This window comes from Streptomyces sp. NPDC026206, from assembly GCF_040638465.1.
Taxonomy (GTDB): Bacteria; Actinomycetota; Actinomycetes; order Streptomycetales; family Streptomycetaceae; genus Streptomyces.
The window spans coordinates 76,791-97,628 of record NZ_JBEZYL010000003.1 but is presented as its reverse complement, the minus strand read 5'-3'; the positions used below and the strand labels follow the sequence as shown (position 1 = coordinate 97,628).

Below are 20,838 nucleotides of genomic sequence, written 5' to 3'. Positions count from 1 at the left end.
ACGGGCCTGGTGAGGGAGCCGGTGGGTAGGCTCGCTTGCTATGGAGCATGAGGTGTTCGTTCCGTTTCCCGTCGGTGCGGTGCGGCGGGTTCTCTCCGACCCCGCCCGCGTCGCCCGGTGTGTCCCGGGCCTGCAGCAGGACGCTTCGTCCGGCGCGGCGCTCGCGGGACGGCTGCGGCTGCGCATCGGCGGTTCCACGATCACCTACCGGGGGGCGCTGCGGCTGACCGAGGGGGACGGCTCGTACGAGCTCTCCGGCGAGGGCACGGAGGTGCGGGGGTCCGGCACGGTGACGCTCGCACTGAGCGCGCTGCCCGAGGAGATGCCGGGCGGTACGCGGCTGAGCTGCCTGGGCACGGTCAGCGGCGCCGGCCGGCTCGCCGAGTTCGACGCGAAGACCGCGGAGTCCGCCGCGCGCCGGCTGCTCGACCGCTTCGGCGCGGCGCTGGCGGAGGAGCTCCGCGAGGACGAGGCGGCCGTCCCGGTCGCGGAACCGGCCGGGCCCGGCGAGGCGGCCGTCGCCGACGCCAACGACGCCGACGAGGACGCCGACGACTCAAGTGCCTTCGCCGGGAACGCCCTCGACGACGAGCCGCCGGCCGAGGCCGCGCACGCCCGCCGTACGATGATCGGCCGCAGCGCGGAGGAGGTCGACCATGCACCGCCGAGGGGGCGGTACGCCCCCGTCCCCGCCCCTGAGGCGACATCCGGCACGGCGGTTCTCCGCTGGGCCGCCCCCGCGGCGGCGATCGCCCTGGCGGGCGCGGTGGTGGTGACGCGCGCGCTGCGCCGCAAGCGCTGACGCCGCGTCGAGCACGTCCGGCACCGCAAGCGCTGACGCCGCGTCGGCACGTCCGGCACCGCCGCTCTCGCCGGTGGGGCTGCCCCCCGTCGCGGCGGGAGCAGAGCCCCGGTCCCGCCCTTTCGCCGTTTCCTGGGGCAAGCCCCAGCCCAGCCCGGGGGCCCGGGGGGGCTGACCCCGCCACGGGAGCCCCAGCCGCACCCCCCCCGGAGTCCGGGGGCTTGCCCCCGTCACGCGGCGGTGCCGCACACCCGCCGCAGCGGGCTCGGCCGCCGTGGCGAGAGTCCGGCGGTCATCCGGCGGCATCAGTCTCTGTCCCCGTAGGGTCGGCAGGGTGAGCGAAAACGTAACGCTGGGCGCCGGAAGCGCCGAAGTGACCGTGGCCCCCGCCAACGGCTGCCGCCTGGACAGCCTGAAGATCGGCGGCACCGAACTCCTCCGCCAGGGCGAACGCTACGGCGCCTTCCCCATGGTCCCGTGGTGCGGCCGCACCGAGCTCGGCCGTTTCCGCGACGGCGGCGACATCCACCAGCTGCCCATCAACTCCGCGCCGCACGCCATCCACGGCACCGGCCGCGACACGGCCTGGCGCACGTCCCGTGCCGACGAGACCTCCGCGGCCTTCACCTACGACCTCGCCGACCCCTGGCCGTACAGCGGCCGCGTCACCCAGCTGGTCGAGCTGACGGACACCTCCCTCACCCTCACCATGGGCGTCGAGACCTACGACGACTCCTTTCCGGCCCAGGCCGGCTGGCACCCCTGGTTCCTGCGGAACCTCGGCACCGGCAAGGACGTGGAGATCGGCTTCCGGCCCGCCTGGCAGGAGGAGCGCGGTGAGGACCACCTGCCCACGGGCCGCCGTACCGACCCCCGCCCCGGCCCCTGGGACGACTGCTTCGGGATGCCCGACGGCGTCGACGTGACCCTCACCTGGCCCGGCGCGCTGGAGCTGAAGGTCACCAGCCGCGCCGAGTGGGTCGTCGTCTACAACGAGCAGAGCGGGGCGGTCTGCGTCGAACCGCAGTCCGGCCCGCCGAACGGGCTCAACACCCACCCGCGCCTGGTCACACCGATCGATCCGCTGGAGATCTCCACGACGTGGACCTGGCGGTCACTGGCCTAAGCTCATGGCCATGAGCGATGCGCGTGACGCCCTGCTGCAGCAGATCAAGGACAAGGCCGTGGTGCACGGCAAGGTGACCCTCTCCTCCGGCAAGGAGGCCGACTACTACATCGACCTGCGCCGGATCACCCTGGACGCCGAGGCGGCGCCCCTGGTCGGCCAGGTGATGCTGGACGCCACGGCGGACCTGGACTTCGACGCCGTGGGCGGCCTCACCCTGGGCGCCGACCCCGTCGCCACCTCGATGCTGCACGCGGCGGCCGCGCGCGGCCGCAAGCTGGACGCCTTCGTCGTCCGCAAGGCACAGAAGACGCACGGCATGCAGCGCCGCATCGAGGGCCCGGACATCAAGGGCCGCCGTGTGCTCGTGGTCGAGGACACCTCCACCACCGGCGGCTCCCCGCTGACCGCCGTCGAGGCGGCGCGCGAGGCGGGCGCGGAGGTCGTCGCCGTGGCGACGATCGTCGACCGCGGGGCCGAGTCCGCGATCGAGGGCGCCGGGCTGCGCTATGTGACCGGCTACTCCCTCGGAGACCTGGACCTTTCCTGACCTGCTGTTTCTTTGAGAGCGTCGCCGGAGGGCGCGTGGTTTCACGTGAAACCACGCGCCCTCCGCCATTTGAGCGTGGCGGCCCTTGTGGAGCAATTCGAGGAGTCTGGGAAGATGGGTCCGACGATGACCGTCGCCCCCTAGGTCAGGGCCCGCACAACGCCCGTACCCGCACATCACAAGGAGCGGACAGATGCCCATCGCAACCCCCGAGGTCTACAACGAGATGCTCGACCGGGCGAAGGCAGGCAAGTTCGCCTACCCGGCCATCAACGTGACCTCGACGCAGACTCTCCACGCCGCGCTGCGCGGCTTCGCCGAGGCGGAGAGCGACGGCATCATCCAGATCTCCACCGGTGGTGCGGAGTTCCTGGGCGGCCAGTACAGCAAGGACATGGTCTCGGGTGCCGTCGCGCTCGCCGAGTTCGCGCACGTCGTCGCCAAGAAGTACCCGGTGAACATCGCGCTGCACACCGACCACTGCCCGAAGGACAAGCTGGACGGCTACGTCCGTCCGCTGCTCGCGATCTCCCAGGAGCGCGTCGCCGCCGGCCAGAACCCGCTCTTCCAGTCCCACATGTGGGACGGCTCCGCCGAGAAGCTCGACGAGAACCTCGCGATCGCGAAGGAGCTCCTCGCCGAGGCCGTGAAGGCGAAGATCATCCTTGAGGTCGAGATCACCCCGACCGGCGGTGAGGAGGACGGCGTCTCGCACGAGATCAACGACGAGCTCTACACCACCGTCGCGGACGTCGAGCGCACCGCCGACGCCCTGGGCCTGGGCGAGCACGGCCGCTACCTGCTGGCCGCCTCCTTCGGCAACGTCCACGGCGTCTACAAGCCGGGCAACGTCGTCCTCAAGCCGGAGCTGCTGCGTGAGCTCCAGGACGGCATCGCCGGCCGGGCCGGCAAGGCCGACCCGTTCGACTTCGTCTTCCACGGCGGCTCCGGCTCCACCGAGCAGGAGATCCGCACCGCGCTGGAGAACGGCGTCGTGAAGATGAACCTCGACACCGACACCCAGTACGCCTTCACCCGCCCGGTCGCGGACCACATGTTCCGCAACTACGACGGTGTCCTGAAGGTCGACGGCGAGGTCGGCACCAAGTCGAAGTACGACCCGCGCACCTGGGGCAAGCTGGCCGAGGCCGGCATGGCCGAGCGCGTCACCAAGGCGTGCGCCGACCTGCGCTCCACGGGCACGAAGCTGAAGTAAGCGGCTCGCCGTAGCCCTACGGACGTCGCGAAGGGCCCGGCCCCGCTCACCGAGCGGGGGCCGGGCCCTTTCGCGTGGCCGGGCGCGTCCCGCCGGGAGATGATCCGCACATGAGCGACTCCGCACCGGAACCCGGTCGCGGGCCCGGCCCCGAGCCGCCACCGGTCCGGGACACGTCGGCGCGGTACGGGCCTGGCGCCGACGGCGCGCCCGCGGTGCGCCTCGGCACCGCCAAGGGGCGCGCCGTGCTGCTCACGGCCGTGCTCGGCTCGGGCATGGCCATGCTGGACAGCACCGTCGTCAACGTCGCCCTGCCGCACATCGGCAGGGACCTCGGCGCCGGCCTCGCCGCCCTGCAGTGGACGGTCAACGCCTACATGCTCACCCTCGCCGGGCTGATCCTGCTGGGCGGTTCGCTGGGGGACCGGTACGGGCGGCGGCGGGTGTTCGTCACCGGTGTGGTGTGGTTCGCACTGGCCTCGCTGCTGTGCGGGGTGGCGCCGGACGCCGGGGTGCTGATCGCGGCGCGGGCGCTGCAGGGCGTCGGTGGCGCGCTGCTCACCCCCGGGTCGCTCGCCCTGATCCAGTCGGTGTTCCACCCCGACGACCGGGCCGGAGCGGTGGGCGCATGGTCGGGGCTGGGCGGCGTGGCGTCGGCGATCGGGCCGTTCGTCGGCGGCTGGCTGGTGGACGGGCCGGGCTGGCGCTGGGTGTTCCTGATCAACCTGCCCCTGGCGGTGCTCTGCGTCCTGGTGGCGCAGCGGCACGTACCGGAGACCTCCGACCCCGCCGCCCACGGGCGGTTCGACGCCCTCGGCGCGGCCCTGGGCGCCCTCGCGCTCGGCGCGGTGACCTACGCACTGATCGCCGCGCCCGGCAAGGGCGGCTCGCCCTGGGTGGTGGTCCCCGCGGTCGCCGGCGTGCTGCTGGGCGTCGCGTTCCTGTACGTGGAGCGGCGGCGCACCGACCCGATGCTGCCGCCGGGCATCTTCTCCGTCCGGCAGTTCTCGGCGATCAACATCGTCACGGTCTTCGTCTACGCGGCCTTCAGCGGCTTCTTCTTCCTCGCGGTGCTCCAGCTGCAGGTGGTCGTCGGCTGGTCCGCGCTCGCGGCGGGCACGGCACTGCTGCCGACGACCGTCCTGATGCTGCTGCTGTCCGCCCGCTCCGGACGGATCGCGCAGCGCATCGGCCCGCGCGTCCCGCTCACGCTCGGCCCGCTGCTGTGCGCCGTGGGACTGCTGCTGATGACGCGGGCCGGCGCGGGCGCGGTGTACTGGCGGGACGTGCTGCCTGCTCTCCTCGTGCTCGGCCTGGGCATGGTGGTGCTGGTCGCGCCGCTCACCTCGACGGTCCTGGCGTCCGTCGACGTCTCGCGCGCGGGCCTGGCCAGCGGCATCAACAACGCCGCCGCCCGCGCCGCGGGCCTGATCGCGGTGGCCGCGCTACCGCTGGCCGCCGGGATGGAAGCGGACATCTACCGCGACCCCGCCGCCTTCTCGGCCACCTTCGACAAGGCGATGCTGATGTGCGCGGGCGCACTGGTGGTGGGGGCGCTCCTGGCCTGGGCCACGGTCCGGGCGCCGGAGCGGCGGGTGTGCCACCCGGAGTGCGAGTACCACTGCGGAATCTCGGCCCCGCCGCTCGATCCCGGTGACGCATAGGCCCCCACCGGCGGCTGCGGCAGACTGGGGCCCATGTCCATTCACGAGAACCTCCTCGGGGGACCGCCCCCGACCCACCTCCCCGACGACCCCGAGCCGCGCGAGCTGCTCGCCTCCGGAGCCGCCCCCGCCGAGGTCGCCGCCAAGTACCCCTCCTCCTCGCTCGCCTGGGCGCAGCTCGCCGACGAGGCGTTCGACGCCGGCCGGGTCGTCGAGTCGTACGCGTACGCCCGCACCGGCTACCACCGCGGCCTCGACGCGCTGCGCCGCAGCGGCTGGAAGGGCCACGGCCCGGTGCCGTTCGAGCACGAGCCGAACCGCGGCTTCCTGCGCGCGCTGCACGCCCTGGCCCGCGCGGCCCAGTCGATCGGTGAGCAGGAGGAGTACGAGCGCTGCTCGACGTTCCTGCGCGACAGCTCGCCGACGGCCGCCAACACGCTCGGCTGACGAGGACGGGGGCCCACGCCCCGTACCCGCGACGCCGTCACGGCCCTTGCCGTGGCGGCGTCCGGCGCGGATGATCGCGGCGTAACCCGGCGGGACCCCGGCCCGACCGGGCGCGACGGCAGTGGAGGCGACGCGTGACATCCGAACCACAGCTCGACCAGGCCATCCCCACCCCCTCCTTCCCCAGCTCCGGCCCGGACTTCACGGGCACGACCCCGTACGAGGCGTACGTACGGGCCGATGTCCTCTCCCACCTGCAGGAACTGCTCTCCGACGACCCCGGTGAGATGGTCTTCCTCGTCACCACACAGGTGATGGAGCTGTGGTTCACGGTCATCGTCCACGAGTGGGAGACCGCTGCCCGCGCCCTGCGCCGGGACGATCTGCCCGTCGCCATGGCGGCGCTCAAGCGGTCCACGTACGAGCTCGAGTCGCTCAACGCCTCCTGGAAGCCGCTCGCGCACCTGACCCCGGCCCAGTTCAACGCCTTCCGCTCCGCGCTGGGCGACGCCTCGGGCTTTCAGTCGGCGACGTACCGCCGCCTGGAGTTCCTGCTCGGCGAGAAGTCCCCGGCCCTGCTGGTCCCCTACCGCGGGGCGCCGCGCACCCACGCGGAGCTGGAGAAGGCGCTGCACTCGCCGAGCCTGTACGACGAGGTCCTGCGCCACCTGGCCCGGCGCGGCCACGCGATACCCGCCGCCGTCCTCGACCGGGACGTCAGCGAGCGGTACGCCGCCGACCCGGCGGTCGAGGACGTCTGGCAGCGCGTCTACGCCGGTGACCAGAACACCGAGGAGTGCCGGCTGGGCGAGGCCCTCACCGAGGTCGCCGAGCTGGTGTGGCGCTGGCGCAACGACCACCTCGTCGCGACGCGCAGGGCGATGGGCGCGAAGGCGGGCACGGGAGGCACCCCGGGGGTCGCGTGGCTGGAGAAGCGCGCGACGAAGAACGTCTTCCCCGAACTGTGGACGGCTCGCAGCCATGTCTGACGGGCTCGCCGGCGAGGCGGCGGCTCTCGACGCCGCCGACGTGCTGCGCGCCAAGCGCGCCGAGTTCGTGCTGGACGGCGGGGACGGGAGCGAGGGTGCCGCCGGTGCGGAGGGCACCGTCTACCTGGACGGCAACTCCCTCGGCGCGCTGCCCCGCGCCGTACCCGGCCGCCTCGCCGACGTCGTCGCACGCGAGTGGGGGCAGCTGCGCATTCGGTCGTGGGCCGAGTCCGGCTGGTGGACCGCGCCCGAGCGGACCGGCGACCGCATCGGGCGGATCGTCGGGGCGGCCCCCGGGCAGGTGGTCGCGGGCGACTCGACAAGCGTCAACGTCTTCAAGGCGGTTGTCGCCGCGATCCGCCTCGCCGAGGAGGACGGCGGCGGGCGCGACGAGGTCCTCGTCGACGCGGCGACGTTTCCGACGGACGGTTACATAGCCGAGTCCGCGGCCCGCATGACCGGCTGCCGGATACGGGCCGTCGAGGCCGGCGACATCGCCCGTGCCGCCGGCCCGCGCACCGCCGTCGCGCTCGTCAACCACGTCGACTACCGCACCGGCCGGCTGCACGACCTGCCCGGTACGACGGCCGCCGTGCACGCCACCGGGGCGCGTGTCGTGTGGGACCTGTGCCACAGCGCGGGCGCGCTGCCCGTCGGGCTGGACGCGCACGGCGTCGACCTCGCGGTCGGCTGCACGTACAAGTACCTCAACGGCGGCCCCGGTTCGCCCGCCTACCTCTACGTCCGCCGCGACCTGCAGCCCCGCTTCGACACCCCGCTGCCCGGCTGGAACTCCCACGCCGACCCCTTCGGCATGTCCCCCGGCTACACCCCCGCCGACGGCTCGCCGCGCGGCCGGGTCGGCACGCCGGACATCCTCTCCCTCCTCGCCCTCGACGCGGCGCTCGACGTCTGGGACGGCGTCGACCTCACCGCCGTACGGGCCAAGAGCCTCGCCCTGACCGACTTCTTCCTGCGCTGCGTCGACGCGTACGTCCCGGCGGGAAAGGCCGGGCCCCTGACACCGGCCGCGCACGCCGAGCGGGGCAGCCAGGTCTCCCTGCGGTGCGCGTCCGGCGCGGCGGCCGTCATGGCGGAGCTCGCCCGTCGGGGCGTCGTCGGCGACTTCCGCCGCCCCGACGTCCTGCGCTTCGGTTTCACCCCGCTCTACACGCGCTTCGCGGACGCCGAGCACGCGGCACGCGTGCTGGCGGAGGTGCTCGGCCGGTGACGGAGGCGCGGACCGTGGCGTACGGGCCTCACCCCAGCCAGGTCGTCGACCTCTACCGGCCCGCGCGCGGCACGGTGGACGCGGACACCCGGGTGACGCTGCTGCACGGCGGCTTCTGGCGCGAGGCGTACGACCGCCGCCACCTCGCGCCGCTGGCGGCGGCCCTGGCGGGGGAGGGGGTGGAGGTCGCGCTGGCCGAGTACCGCCGGGTCGGCGGGGGCGGCGGCTGGCCGCATACCTTCGACGACGTCGTACGGGCCCTGGACGCCGGCCGCACCGGCGCGGCGCGGCGGCACGTGCTGGTGGGGCACTCGGCGGGCGGCCACCTGGCGCTGTGGGCGGCGTCCTCGCCGATGACCGCCGGCGTCGCGCTCGACCACGTCGTGGCGGTGGCCCCGGTGGCGGACCTGGGCCGGGCGCGGGCGCTGGGGCTGAGCGCGGGGGCGGTGAGGGAGCTGGTGGCTCCGGCCGAGGAGGCGCACGCCGACCCCATGCGGCTGCTGCCGCCGCGGGTGCCGGTCACGCTGCTGCACGGGAGCGACGACGAGGACGTGCCGGTGGCGCTGTCCAGCGCCTATGCGGGGGCGGCGCGGGCGGTGGGGGCGGCGGTGGCGTTCGCGGTCCTGGAGGGGGCGGACCACTTCGCCCCCGTCACCCCGGGCACCCCGGCATGCGCCCGGCTGACGGCCGCGGTGCTTTCTCAATCGCCGGACGGGCTGGAATCTCCAGCCCGTCCGGCGATTGAGGACAAGAAACGGTGAAAGGGCGGGGCAGGGGCAAGCCCCCCCGGCCCTGCCCCCCGCGTAGTCCTTGAGACGGACCCCCACAGATCCCCACACGTGGGGACGCCGTGAGCGTTGCCGTTGCCTACCGTTGATGACGTGAACGACACCCATGAGACGAACGGCCCGCGCAGCGAGATGCGCATGGTGGAGAGCGCCCTCGAGGGCGTACGCCAGGACCTGTTCACCGACGCCTTCGCCTTCCGGCCCCTGCCGCCGCTCGACAGCGGCCACGGGCTGGTGCGCAGGATGCCGGGCGGCCTCGCGCGGTACGCGCGCTGGTTCCCACATGCCGTCGTGGCGGGGTTCACGGCCGTGGTCATGCTCGGGGCGCTGTCGTACCGGCCGGACACGGAAGGCGTGCTGCTCGCGCTGTTCGCGGGCGTGCCGCTGGTGATCACGCTGTTCCGGCCCGTCGGCGCGTGGTGGCTCTCGCTCGCGGCGGCCTTCGTCGGCGGCGTCGTCCTCGGCGGCGGGCTCTGGAGCCCGAGCGGCTTCGTGTCGCACCTCGCGGTGATGGTGATCGTGACGGTGCGCACCCGCCCGCGTGTGGCCGTCGAGATGTGGCTGATCACGGCCGCGTTCGGGGCGTTCCTCAGCTCGCTGCACGGCTACGGCTACAACAACGGCATGTTCGAGATGACCGTCCTCTCCGGCATGATCCTCTTCGCGGTCGCCGCCTTCCGCGGCCTGCGGGACTCCAGGCGCCAGGTCGCCGTGCAGGCGGCCGTCACCGAGGTCGAGCGCTCCCGCCGCACGGTCCTGGAGGAGCGCACCACGATCGCCCGCGAGCTGCACGACGTGGTCGCCCACCACATGTCCGTGGTCGCCATCCAGGCCGAGGCCGCGCCCTACCGCGTCCAGGACACCCCGCCCGAGCTGGCCGCCGCCTTCGCCACGATCCGGGAGAACGCCGTGGCCGCCCTGACCGAGCTGCGCCGGGTGCTGGGCGTCGTACGGTCGGAGAACCCCGACGCGTTCGCCGGCCCCGAGGCGCCGCAGCCGACGCTGGCCGACCTCGACGGGCTGCTGGCGAATGTCCGCAGAGCCGGTCTCGACGTCGAGCACGTCACCACCGGCGCGGCCCGCCCGCTGCCGCAGGGCGTGGAGCTGTCCGCGTACCGCATCGTGCAGGAGGCCCTCAGCAACGCGCTGCGGCACGCGCCGGGCTCCACGGCCCGCGTGGAGATCAGTTACGTGCTCGGCGGGCTGGGCCTGCGCATCGTCAACGGCCGGCCCGGCCGGCTGGCCAAGCCCTCCCCGGGCGCCGGCCACGGCGTGCTCGGCATGCGCGAGCGCGTCGCCATGCTCGGCGGCGAGATGACGGCCCAGGCCACGGCCGAGGGCGGCTACGAGGTCGCCGCGTTCATCCCCGTCGCGACGGGCGAGGAGGCCGCGTGAGCATCAGGGTTCTCATCGTGGACGACCAGATGATGGTCCGCGAGGGCTTCTCCGTCCTCCTCAACGCCCAGCCCGACATCGAGGTCGTCGGCGAGGCGGTGGACGGCCGCCAGGCCGTCGGGAAGGTCGCGGAGCTGTGTCCCGACGTGGTGCTGATGGACATCCGCATGCCCGAGCTGAACGGCCTGGAGGCGACCCGCGAGATCGTCGCCGCCGACGCGGCCGCCAAGGTGCTGGTGCTGACCACCTTCGACCTGGACGAATACGTCTACCAGGCGCTGCGGGCCGGGGCCAGCGGCTTCCTGCTCAAGGACGCCTCCGCCCGCCAGCTCGCCGACGGCGTGCGCGTCGTGGCCGCCGGGGAGGCGCTGCTCGCGCCGACGGTCACCAAGCGCCTCATCCAGGAGTTCTCCCGGCTGGGCGCGCCCAAGGCCCCCACCCAGGAGCGCGTCGGTGACCTCACCGAGCGGGAGACCGAGGTGCTGGTCCTGGTCGCACAGGGCCGCTCGAACTCCGAGATCGCGGGCCTGCTCGTCGTAGCCGAGTCGACCGTCAAGACGCACGTGAGCCGCATCCTGGTGAAGCTGGGCCTGCGCGACCGCACCCAGGCCGCGGTCTTCGCCTACGAAGCCGGGCTGGTCACCCCGGGCGGCTAGGGCACGGCTGGAGCATTCCGGTGCGTGCGATCGCAAGGCGGAGGGTCGGAGGGTCACCCTTGTTCCGGGCGTACCAGGGCGTACCAGGGCGTACCCGTGCGGTCCCGGCAACGCAACGCGGCGAGTCCGCGTGCCGGGCGCCGCGGCAGGGCGGGACTGCGGACGCGCTCTACGCCCCGCCCTGCCGGGCGCGCGGCAGGGTCAGCCGCCACGCCTCGGGCACGGCCGTCCAGGTGCGGGTGCGCACCGGCCCGCGGATGCGGTTGTCGGCGCGGTAGCGGAAGTCCGGGCCGGAGACCGTGACCGCCTGCGCCCTGGTCCGTACCGGCTCGTCCGCGGGGCGCGCGTGGACGACGACCTCGGCGAGGCCGTCCACGGCCGCCACCGCCACACGTCCGACCGGCCGGTCGAGGTCGGCCAGCAGCACCCCGTCCGCCTCCACCCGCAGCCGTGTACACGAGGGCACCGGGTGCCGCGCGGTGGGCCCGGACAGCAGCGTCAGGGCCGTGCGCGCCGTACGCGCGGCCGGGGACCACCACGCCTGGTGGCCGTCGCCCCCGGAGGGCACCGCTCTGGGCTCGCCCGGGGGCGCGTTCACGATCTCGTGCGCCCCCGGCTCCGGCCTGCCGCCCAGCGGCCGGTGCGCGGCGCGGTGCGTGGCCCCCGCGGGCACCCACAGGCCGCCCAGGACGACGCCGTCGCCGTCGTCGGCCAGCAGGCCCAGCCGGCGCTCCACGCCGTCCAGCACGGCCCGTGCGGCCGCCACGGCCCCCAGCGGGACGCCGAGCACCCGGGCCACCGACACCGCTGGCAGCGCGCCGACCGGCACCCACGCCAGGGGCGAGTCGCCCAGCTCGCGGCGCCGGTGCAGCAGGCCCACGACGCGCAACAGCGCCCGGTCGTCGCCGATCACGACGGTCCGGCGCCGGCCGCGCCTGGCGACCGCCCGCGCCACTTCCTCCGGACCGGTCGGGAGGCAGATTTTCGCCACCGCTCCGGCACACAGCACATCCCTGGCGATCCGCGTGGACTCGCCGTCCACACGGCGTGCGACCGGGTCGATGACGACGAGCAGCTGCGCTCCGGTCGGGTCTGCAGCCGACACCTTCGTCCTTCCTCAGGTAATCTCTCGGTGCAAGAGCCCCTGTCGCTGTTGCGCCAGGGGCTTCGTCTATCCGGGGCACCGGTTCGACGGCTCTAGCGGTGGTGAGCGCCCAAAACATGGGGGCTCCCGCCACCTGTGCACGTTGGACATGCCCCGCCCGGAAGGGGTGTACGCCTGTGCCCGCACTTGTGCTGCTCGGTGCTCAGTGGGGTGACGAGGGCAAGGGAAAGGCCACCGACCTCCTCGGTGGATCCGTGGACTATGTGGTGCGCTACCAAGGTGGCAACAACGCCGGCCACACGGTCGTCGTAGGTGACCAGAAATATGCGCTGCATCTCCTCCCTTCCGGAATCCTCTCGCCGGAGTGCACTCCGGTCATCGGCAACGGTGTCGTCGTCGACCCGGCGGTCCTGCTCTCCGAGCTGAGCGGGCTCAACGAGCGCGGCGTCGACACGTCGAAGCTGCTGCTCAGCGGTAACGCACACCTGATCACGCCGTACCACACGACGGTCGACAAGGTGACGGAACGCTTCCTCGGCTCGCGGAAGATCGGCACCACGGGCCGCGGCATCGGCCCGACCTACGCGGACAAGATCAACCGCGTCGGCATCCGCGTCCAGGACCTCTACGACGAGTCGATCCTGACGCAGAAGGTCGAGGCTGCCCTCGACTTCAAGAACCAGATCCTGGCGAAGCTGTACAACCGCCGGGCCATCTCGCCCGCCGCGATCGTCGAGGAGCTGCTCACCTACGCCGAGCAGATCAAGCCCTTCGTCGCCGACACCACGCTGATCCTGAACAACGCCATCGACGAGGGCAAGGTCGTCCTCTTCGAGGGCGGCCAGGGCACCCTGCTGGACGTCGACCACGGCACGTACCCCTTCGTCACCTCCTCGAACCCGACCGCCGGCGGCGCCTGCACCGGCGCCGGCGTGGGCCCGACGAAGATCAACCGCGTGATCGGCATCCTCAAGGCGTACACCACGCGTGTCGGCGCCGGTCCGTTCCCGACCGAGCTGTTCGACGAGGACGGCGAGGCGCTGCGCACCATCGGCCACGAGCGCGGTGTCACCACCGGCCGTGACCGCCGCTGCGGCTGGTTCGACGCGGTCATCGCCCGCTACGCGACCCGCGTCAACGGCCTGACGGACTTCTTCCTCACGAAGCTGGACGTGCTGACCGGCTGGGAGCAGATCCCGGTCTGCGTGGCGTACGAGATCGACGGCAAGCGCGTCGAGGAGCTGCCCTACAGCCAGAGCGACTTCCACCACGCGAAGCCGATTTACGAGATGCTGCCGGGCTGGACCGAGGACATCTCCAAGGCCAAGACCTTCGCCGAGCTGCCGAAGAACGCCCAGGCGTACGTGAAGGCACTGGAGGAGATGTCGGGCGCGCCGATCTCCGCGATCGGTGTCGGCCCGGGCCGGACCGAGACGATCGAGATCAACTCGTTCCTGTCGTAAGCGGTACGCACGCCCGTACGGCGCCCCGGTGGCTCACAGCCACCGGGGCGCCGTCGTATCCGGCTCTCCCGGGGCCCTCTCAGCCGGTCCTGCGGTAGACCAGCGACGCGTCCTTCGTGCCGGAGTCGACGAAGTCCCGCCGCATCCTGCCGTCCGGGAGCAGGACCAGGTCGGAGGCGGAACCGGGCTGACAGGCCGCCGTGGGGTTGGCCTGGGTCACGCTGGACGGGCCGAGGCGCAGCGGCGAGCCGTCGCTGCCGCCGCCCGTCGCGGTGGTGCGCCACCGGCAGGTGTAGGAGGTGCCGTCGTCGAGGACCCCGCTTCCCTCGATCGTGACGGCGGCGACCGGGCCCCCGGAGATGGTGATGGTCCGGTAGTTGGTGCGCGAGCCACTGCCGAAGCTGGACTGCCAGGTGCCGAGGAACGCCTGCGGCCCGGCGTCGGGAGCGGGTGTGGGGCTGCCGCCGACGGCCGTCGGCCCGGGCGCGGGAGGCGCGGGCGCGGGGGACGACGTCGGGCTCTGGGAGGAGGCCGGGGCCGAGGGCGCCGGGCCCGGGCCGCTGCGCGCGCTGTTGTCGCTGTCCCGGTTGAGCAGGAAGACCGTTCCGCCGCCCGCGAGCAGCCCGGCGGTCACGATCGCGGCCACGATGTAGGGCGTCTTCGAGCGATGCACCGGCGCCGTGGCCCCGACCTGCACGGCGGGGTGGTGGTACGGGCCCGGGGGCGGATAGGCGTAGCCCGCAGCCGGCCCGGGGGCGAGCGGGGGCAGGGGCTGGGCGGCGGGCGTGGTCAGCGTGGGCGGGTCCGCGGGCCGGGCGTCCTGCGGCGGGTCGACGCGCGTGGGCTGCCAGGCGGGGGATGCCGAGGGTATCGGCCCCGCGGGATGTGTGGGATGTGCGGGGTTCGCTGGATTTGCTGGGTTCTCGACGTTCAGCAGTTCCACGGCGTGCCGGCCGAGCTGGGCGACGAGGCCGCCCGGCAGCCACGGCTCGGCGGACCGCAGGTCCGTCAGCAGGTCGCTGACGCCTGTGCGCTCCACGACCTCCTCGGGCGTGGGCCGCTCGGCGGGGTCCTTGGCGAGGAACGCGGAGATCAGCGGTTGCAGCGTGGCCGGTACCCCGGTGAGGTCCGGCTCCTCCTGGGCGATGCGGTACATCAGGGCGTGGATGCCGCTGTCGGCGGCGCCGAACGGCATTCGGCCGCTGGCCGCGTAGGCGAGCACCGAGCCGAGGCAGAAGACGTCGCTCGCGGGCGTGACCTGGTCGCCGCGCACCTGCTCGGGCGACATGAAGCCGGGCGAGCCGACGGCCGCTCCGGTACGGGTCAGACCCCCGTCGGTGACGGTCTCCAGGGCGCGCGCGATGCCGAAGTCGATGACGCGCGGGCCGTCGAGGGTGATCAGCACGTTCGACGGCTTGAGGTCGCGGTGGACGATCCCGGCGGCGTGGATGGCCTGCAGGGCGCGCGCGAGGCCCGCCCCCAGGATGCGTACGGACCGCTCGGGCAGCGGCCCGAAGTCCCGGCCGACGACCTGGCGCAGCGACGGCCCGGCGATGTAGCCCGTGGCGACCCAGGGGACGGCGGCGTCGGTGTCCGCGTCGAGGACGGGCGCGGTCCACTGACCGCCGACCTGCCGCGCGGCCCGCACCTCCTGCCGGAAGCGGCGCCGGAACTCCTCCTGGCCCGCCAGTTCCGGCTGGACCAGTTTGACGGCGACCGTCCGGCCCCTGTCGGAGCGGGCGAGATAGACCCGGCCCATGCCTCCCGCGCCGAGCCTGCCGAGCAACCGGTAGGCACCGAGTGTGCGTGGGTCCTCCGGCGACAGATCTTCCATGCCGGGCACTCCTTCCCCCATGTTTCTCCGCGGAGAATAGCGGCACGGCAAAGGGCCGGGTATCCGCACGGCACAAGTGCGGTCCCCGGCCCTCGAAGTCCGGCCCTGGAAGTGTGGCCCCGGAAGCCGGCCATCCGGCGGGCTGCCGGACGGCCGGCGAACGGATCGCCGGGCCGTCCTGCGGCGGGCCTCAGGACGGAAGGATGTTCTCCGCCTGCGGGCCCTTCTGGCCCTGCGTGATGTCGAAGGTGACCTTCTGCCCCTGCTGGAGCTCCCGATAGCCCTGGGTGGAGATGTTGGAGTAATGGGCGAAGACGTCCGCCCCGCCGCCGTCCTGCTGGATGAAGCCGAAACCCTTTTCCGAGTTGAACCACTTCACGATGCCGGTAGCCAAGGTGATCTCCTTAATGGGGGGAGCACGACGGAATTCCGTGCGCCAGGGAAAACGCAAGTGCGCCCGAGGTCACAGACCTTCAGGCGCACAAATGGGTACCAAAACTGCAACTGCAAATGACCGTAGCAGGCAAATGGCCCCGAATTGGGATTTCCCGCCGCGTGGCGATGTGTCCGGTTGTGTACGCCTTCGGCCACGTGCCCCGCGGCCGGGGAGCACCCGGCACTGTGTCGCCGGGCGCGCCAAGTGGCCGACACAGTGCCGGTGTCCGCGCCCGCGGCCCGCTCCCTAGGCTCGGGCCGGACGCCCGAAGCCCCACCGATGCGAGGTCACGCCCGTGAGCACCGAGAGCACGCAGCCCGACCCCTCCGCCGGCGCCGCCGTGAAGGCGGCCGACCGCGCCCACGTCTTCCACTCGTGGTCCGCCCAGGACCTCATCGACCCGCTGGCCGTGGCCGGCGCCGAGGGCTCGTACTTCTGGGACTACGACGGCAACCGCTACCTCGACTTCTCCTGCCAGCTGGTGAACACCAACATCGGCCACCAGCACCCCAAGGTCGTGGCCGCGATCCAGGAGCAGGCGGCCCGGCTGTGCACGATCGCGCCGGGCTTCGCCGTGGACGTACGGTCCGAGGCCGCGCGGCTGATCGCGGAGCGGACGCCCGGCGACCTCGACAAGATCTTCTTCACCAACGGTGGTGCCGAGGCCGTGGAGAACGCCGTCCGGATGGCCCGGCTGCACACCGGCCGCCCCAAGGTGCTCAGTGCCTACCGCTCGTACCACGGAGCGACGGCCGCTGCGATCAACCTGACCGGCGACCCGCGCCGCTGGCCCTCCGACACCGGCTCCGCGGGTGTGATCCACTTCTGGGCGCCGTTCCTCTACCGCTCGCCCTTCCATGCGCAGAGCGAGGAGCAGGAGTGCGAGCGCGCGCTGGCGCACCTGGAGGACACCGTCGTCTTCGAGGGGCCGCAGACCATCGCCGCGATCGTCCTGGAGACCGTGCCCGGCACCGCCGGGATCATGGTCCCGCCGCCCGGCTACCTCGCGGGCGTCCGGGAGATCTGCGACCGCCACGGCATCGTCTTCGTGCTGGACGAGGTCATGGCGGGCTTCGGCCGCACCGGCCGCTGGTTCGCCGCCGACCACTTCGGCGTCACCCCCGACCTGCTCACCTTCGCCAAGGGCGTCAACTCCGGTTACGTCCCGCTCGGCGGCGTCGCCATCTCCGCCGAGATCGCCGCCACCTTCGGGACGCGCCCCTACCCGGGCGGGCTCACCTACTCCGGGCACCCGCTCGCCTGCGCCTCCGCCGTGGCCACGATCAACGCGATGGCCGAGGAGGGCATCGTGGAGAACGCGGCCCGCGTCGGCGAGGACGTCATCGGCCCCGGGCTGCGCGCGCTCGCCGAGCGCCACCCGTCGGTGGGCGAGGTGCGCGGCATGGGCGTGTTCTGGGCGGTGGAGCTGGTGCGCGACCGGGCCACCCGCGAGCCCCTGGTGCCCTACAACGCGGCGGGCGCGGCGGGCGCCCCCATGGCCGCCTTCACCGCCGCCTGCAAGAAGTCGGGGCTCTGGCCGTTCGTCAATATGAACCGCACCCACGTCGTCCCGCCGTGCACCGTCACCGAGGCGGAGGTGAAGGAAGGCCTCGCCGCTCTGGACGCGGCGCTCACGGTGGCCGACGAGCACACGGTGTGACCCCCGGTACGGCCAGGATGCCGCGGGCCGTGTACCGTCTTCCGTTCTTGCGTATTTACCTACGTAACGCCCGTACGTTCCGCGACGGCCCTCGCCTATCTTGTTGCGAGGGCCGTTCGCATGCCAGACGCGCGGTCACGGAAGCGGTCACGGAAAGGGAGACGGAGACCAATGCCCGGCAGCGACGCGGTCAAGCGCACGACGCTGCGCTCGCAGATCGCCGACGCCCTGCGCGACGAGGTCATCGCGGGACGGCTCCCGGCCGAGTTCACCGTCAAGGAGATCGCCGAGCAGTACGGGGTCTCCGCCACGCCCGTCCGCGAGGCGCTGCTCGACCTGTGCTCGCAGGGGCTGCTCGATGTGGAGCTGCACCGCGGCTACCGGGTGCGCGAGTTCACCTACGCCGACTTCCGGGACATGATCGAGGCCCGCACGCTGATAGTGGAGGGCATGTTCCGCCGCTCCGCCGCGCGGGCGCTGCAGGCGGCCACCCCGCAGGCGCTGGCCTCGGTGCGGCGCCGGGCCGAGGAGGCCGGCCGGGCGGCGGTCGCGGGGGACCTCGACATCCTCATCGGCTACGACCTGCGCTTCTGGCGCGAGATGGCCGGCCTGGTCGGCAACCCCTACATATCCGACTTCCTGGACCGTGTGCGGATCCAGAGCTGGATCTTCACGGTGCCGCTGCTGCGGTCGCTGGGGGAGCTGCGCGGGCGGCTGTGGGACCAGCACGCCGAGCTGGTCGAGGCGGTGGCGTGCCAGGACGTGGAACGCGCGCAGCGGATCGTCGTGGCGTACAACGAGCATTCGCTGGCGCTGATCGACGGGCTAACAGGAACGGTCGGAACCGATCAAGGTTCGACCGAATAGGGTCGATGTCGCTCGCTGCCATCGGCAATCGGACTGTGGTCCGCGTGGAAGACGGCATCGATGTCGGATATGCAACCTTCGACCGTTTGAGGGACGTCTCAGTCACGTGATGTCAAAGACCCAGCCGTCGGCCCAGCCGTCGGAGCCCCCCACAACGGCCGGAGGCAGCACCGTCGACCTGACGGTCATCATCCCGGCCTACAACGAGGAGGACCGGCTCGCCCCCACGCTGCAGGCGGTCCGGGCCCATCTCGAGACGCTGCGACCGCTGCGGTGGGAGCTGATCGTCGTCGACGACGGATCGACCGACGGCACGGCGGCCGTCACCGCGGCCGCGGCCGCCGACGAGCCCCGCGTCCGGCTGCTGAGCACCCCCGCCAACCGCGGCAAGGGCCACGCCGTGCGCACCGGGGTCCTCGCCTCGCGCGGCCGCCGCGTGCTGGTCACCGACGCGGACCTGGCCACGCCCATCGAGGAGCTGGCCCTTCTCCAGCGGCACCTGGACGACGGCGCCACCGCGGCCGTGGGCTCACGCGCCCTGCCCGGGTCCCGCATCGCCGTGCGCCAGCACGCCCTGCGCGAGGTCATGGGCAGAGTGGGCGCCCGGCTCATCCGGGCCGCCGCGGTGCCCGGCATACGGGACACCCAGTGCGGCTTCAAGCTCTTCGACGGCGACAAGGTGCGCACCGCCTTCGCCGGCTCCCGGCTGGACGGCTGGAGCTACGACGTCGAGATACTGCGCTTCTTCCACCAGAAGGACTGGGAGGTCGCCGAGGTGCCCGTCAGCTGGGCCCACCAGCCCGGTTCCAAGGTCCGTCCGCTCGCCTACCCCACCGTCCTCGCCGACCTCATCGGCATCCGCCTGCGCGCGATCGGCCCGGTGCGGTTCGCCGTGCCCGTGCTCTTCCTCCTCCTCGCCTTCCTCCTCTACGGCGGCCTGTGGGGCGGCCTGGGCACCGCGTACCTCACCGACTCCGGCTCCGACCAGCAGCAGTGGGAGTGGTTCTTCGCGGTCACCGCCGACAACGTCGCGCACCTGCGCAACCCGCTCTTCACCGATCTGCAGAACTTCCCGCTCGGTGTGAACCTCATGGCCAACACCGCCATGCTGGGGCTCTCCGTGCCCCTCACCCCGCTCACCCTCGCCTTCGGGGCGCACCTCACCTGGGCCGTCGTGCTCACCGGCGGCCTGGCCGCCACCGCCTGCTCCTGGTACTGGCTGATAGCCAAGCGCTTCGTCCGCTCGCGCTGGGCGGCCGCGCTGGGCGGCGGCTTCTGCGCCTTCGCGCCGCCGATGATCTCGCACGGCAACGCGCACCCCAACTTCGTGGTGCTGTTCATGATGCCGCTGATCATCGACCGGGCCCTGCGGCTGTGCGAGGGCGGCCGGCGCACGCGCGACGCCGTCGTCCTGGGCCTGTTCCTCGCCTACCAGATCTTCCTCGGCGAAGAGGCGCTGCTGCTGGCCGTGACCGGCCTCGCCCTCTTCGCCCTCGGCTACGCGATCGCCGCCCCGGACGTGGCGAAGGCCGTCGCCGGACCGCTGCTGCGCGGCCTCGCCGTCGCCGCGCTCGTGTCCGTACCACTGGTGATCGTCCCCGTCGGCTGGCAGTTCTACGGCCCGCAGAGCTACCACAGCGTGCTGCACGGGCAGGTCGGCAACAACCCGATGGCGCTGCTGGAGTTCGCCACCCGCTCGCTGGCCGGCGACGGCGGCGTCGCCGCCTCGCTGTCGCTCAACCGGACCGAGGAGAACGCCTTCTTCGGCTGGCCGCTCGTCGCGCTGACCATCGCCGTCGTCGTCCACCTGCGCGACCGGCCGTGCGTACGCGCCCTCGGCTTCACCGCGCTGGCCGCCGCCGTCCTCTCCCTCGGCCAGAACATCCCGCTGCTGGGTACGGACAGGACGCTGCCGGGGCCGTGGCGGCTGGTCGCCAAAATGCCGTTCTTCGAATCGGTCATCGAGTCGCGCATGGCCATGGTCTGCGTGCCCGCCCTCGGCATCCTCCTCGCCCTTGCCTGTGACCGGCTGGCCGTGCGGCGCCTGCGCAGCGAGCGCGAGAGCTCGCGCCGGCTGCTCGGCTGCGCCGCGCTCGTCGTGGCGCTCCTGCCGCTGCTGCCGACGCCGTACCGGACCGTCGACCGCGCCCCGGTGCCCGCCTTCATCGCCGACGGCAACTGGCGGGAGTACGTACGCCCCGGCCACTCCCTGGTGCCCGTGCCGGTGCCCAGCCCGTCCGGCACTGCCGCCCTGGGCTGGCAGATCGACGCCGGCCTCGGCTTCCCCTTCCCCGGCGGCTACTTCAACGGGCCCTGGGGGCCGGACCGCATCGGCATCTACGGGCCCCAGCCGCGCTTCACCTCCGACCTGCTGAACAAGGTCCGCGAGAGCGGGAAGGTGCCCGACATCTCCGCTCAGCAGCGCCGCCAGTTCGGCTGGGACCTCGGCTTCTGGCGCGCGGACGCGCTCGTCCTCGCCCCTGGGGACAACGCGGTGCCCCTGCGCGAGGCGGTCACCCGGCTGACCGGCAAACAGCCGCGGCACGTCGGTGACACGTGGGTGTGGGACGTGCGCGGACAGGGTTGACCACCCGCCCGGACGCCAAGCG

General features: G+C 73.0%; 18 protein-coding genes. 15 read left to right on the top strand and 3 right to left on the bottom strand.

Annotated elements, in window-relative coordinates; genetic code table 11:
- Positions 1–40 precede the first annotated feature (40 nt).
- From AB0F13_RS06755 to AB0F13_RS06705, 11 genes are all read left to right on the top strand, one after another.
- Positions 41–802 (top strand): SRPBCC domain-containing protein, encoded by a 762-nt coding sequence (locus AB0F13_RS06755; protein WP_362076297.1) that lies wholly within the window; start codon positions 41–43, stop codon positions 800–802.
- Between the two features lie 334 nt (positions 803–1,136).
- Positions 1,137–1,928 (top strand): aldose 1-epimerase, encoded by a 792-nt coding sequence (locus AB0F13_RS06750; RefSeq protein WP_362076294.1) that lies wholly within the window; start codon positions 1,137–1,139, stop codon positions 1,926–1,928.
- A 4-nt stretch (positions 1,929–1,932) separates the two neighbouring features.
- Positions 1,933–2,478: an orotate phosphoribosyltransferase gene (pyrE, locus tag AB0F13_RS06745; RefSeq protein ID WP_362076291.1), complete on the top strand. Its 546-nt coding sequence runs from the start codon at positions 1,933–1,935 to the stop codon at positions 2,476–2,478.
- 193 nt (positions 2,479–2,671) lie between these two features.
- Positions 2,672–3,694, top strand: coding sequence for a class II fructose-bisphosphate aldolase (gene fbaA, locus AB0F13_RS06740; RefSeq protein ID WP_362076289.1), 1,023 nt, complete (start codon positions 2,672–2,674; stop codon positions 3,692–3,694).
- 110 nt (positions 3,695–3,804) lie between these two features.
- On the top strand, positions 3,805–5,358 hold the full coding sequence (locus AB0F13_RS06735) for an MFS transporter (RefSeq protein WP_362076286.1): 1,554 nt from the start codon (positions 3,805–3,807) through the stop codon (positions 5,356–5,358).
- A gap of 33 nt (positions 5,359–5,391) precedes the next feature.
- Positions 5,392–5,805 (top strand): DUF3151 domain-containing protein, encoded by a 414-nt coding sequence (locus AB0F13_RS06730; protein WP_362076283.1) that lies wholly within the window; start codon positions 5,392–5,394, stop codon positions 5,803–5,805.
- Between the two features lie 164 nt (positions 5,806–5,969).
- Positions 5,970–6,794, top strand: a complete 825-nt coding sequence (locus tag AB0F13_RS06725; RefSeq protein ID WP_362077166.1) for a tryptophan 2,3-dioxygenase family protein — start codon at positions 5,970–5,972, stop codon at positions 6,792–6,794.
- Complete coding sequence (gene kynU, locus AB0F13_RS06720; RefSeq protein ID WP_362076280.1) at positions 6,787–8,025, top strand: kynureninase; 1,239 nt, start codon at positions 6,787–6,789, stop codon at positions 8,023–8,025. Before AB0F13_RS06725 ends, kynU begins: the two co-directional genes overlap by 8 nt.
- A complete protein-coding gene (locus AB0F13_RS06715) occupies positions 8,022–8,786 on the top strand; it encodes an alpha/beta hydrolase (RefSeq protein WP_362076277.1) in 765 nt (254 codons plus the stop codon). Before kynU ends, AB0F13_RS06715 begins: the two co-directional genes overlap by 4 nt.
- A gap of 165 nt (positions 8,787–8,951) precedes the next feature.
- Positions 8,952–10,208 carry a histidine kinase gene (locus AB0F13_RS06710; protein ID WP_362077163.1) on the top strand — a complete coding sequence of 419 codons (1,257 nt, stop codon included), beginning with the start codon at positions 8,952–8,954 and terminating at the stop codon, positions 10,206–10,208.
- A gap of 29 nt (positions 10,209–10,237) precedes the next feature.
- Positions 10,238–10,864, top strand: a complete 627-nt coding sequence (locus AB0F13_RS06705) for a response regulator transcription factor (RefSeq protein WP_362077160.1) — start codon at positions 10,238–10,240, stop codon at positions 10,862–10,864.
- Positions 10,865–11,033: 169 nt separating this feature from the next.
- Here AB0F13_RS06705 and AB0F13_RS06700 read toward each other — a convergent pair whose 3' ends face one another.
- Positions 11,034–11,969: a diacylglycerol kinase gene (locus AB0F13_RS06700; RefSeq protein ID WP_362076274.1), complete on the bottom strand. Its 936-nt coding sequence runs from the start codon at positions 11,967–11,969 to the stop codon at positions 11,034–11,036.
- A gap of 176 nt (positions 11,970–12,145) precedes the next feature.
- Between AB0F13_RS06700 and AB0F13_RS06695 the strand changes: the two genes are divergently transcribed.
- Positions 12,146–13,432, top strand: a complete 1,287-nt coding sequence (locus AB0F13_RS06695) for an adenylosuccinate synthase (protein ID WP_362076271.1) — start codon at positions 12,146–12,148, stop codon at positions 13,430–13,432.
- A 79-nt stretch (positions 13,433–13,511) separates the two neighbouring features.
- Here the strand turns inward: AB0F13_RS06695 and AB0F13_RS06690 are convergent, their stop codons facing one another.
- Complete coding sequence (locus AB0F13_RS06690) at positions 13,512–15,266, bottom strand: protein kinase (RefSeq protein WP_362076268.1); 1,755 nt, start codon at positions 15,264–15,266, stop codon at positions 13,512–13,514.
- A gap of 190 nt (positions 15,267–15,456) precedes the next feature.
- Positions 15,457–15,660, bottom strand: coding sequence for a cold-shock protein (locus AB0F13_RS06685; protein ID WP_362076265.1), 204 nt, complete (start codon positions 15,658–15,660; stop codon positions 15,457–15,459).
- 337 nt (positions 15,661–15,997) lie between these two features.
- On the opposite strand from AB0F13_RS06685, the gene AB0F13_RS06680 reads away from it, so the two are divergent.
- The 3 genes from AB0F13_RS06680 (at position 15,998) to AB0F13_RS06670 (ending at position 20,816) form a co-directional block, all read left to right on the top strand.
- Positions 15,998–17,362: an aspartate aminotransferase family protein gene (locus tag AB0F13_RS06680; RefSeq protein WP_362076262.1), complete on the top strand. Its 1,365-nt coding sequence runs from the start codon at positions 15,998–16,000 to the stop codon at positions 17,360–17,362.
- A 171-nt stretch (positions 17,363–17,533) separates the two neighbouring features.
- Positions 17,534–18,229, top strand: a complete 696-nt coding sequence (locus tag AB0F13_RS06675) for a GntR family transcriptional regulator (RefSeq protein ID WP_362076259.1) — start codon at positions 17,534–17,536, stop codon at positions 18,227–18,229.
- A 109-nt stretch (positions 18,230–18,338) separates the two neighbouring features.
- Positions 18,339–20,816: a dolichyl-phosphate beta-glucosyltransferase gene (locus tag AB0F13_RS06670; protein WP_362076256.1), complete on the top strand. Its 2,478-nt coding sequence runs from the start codon at positions 18,339–18,341 to the stop codon at positions 20,814–20,816.
- Positions 20,817–20,838: the final 22 nt, after the last annotated feature.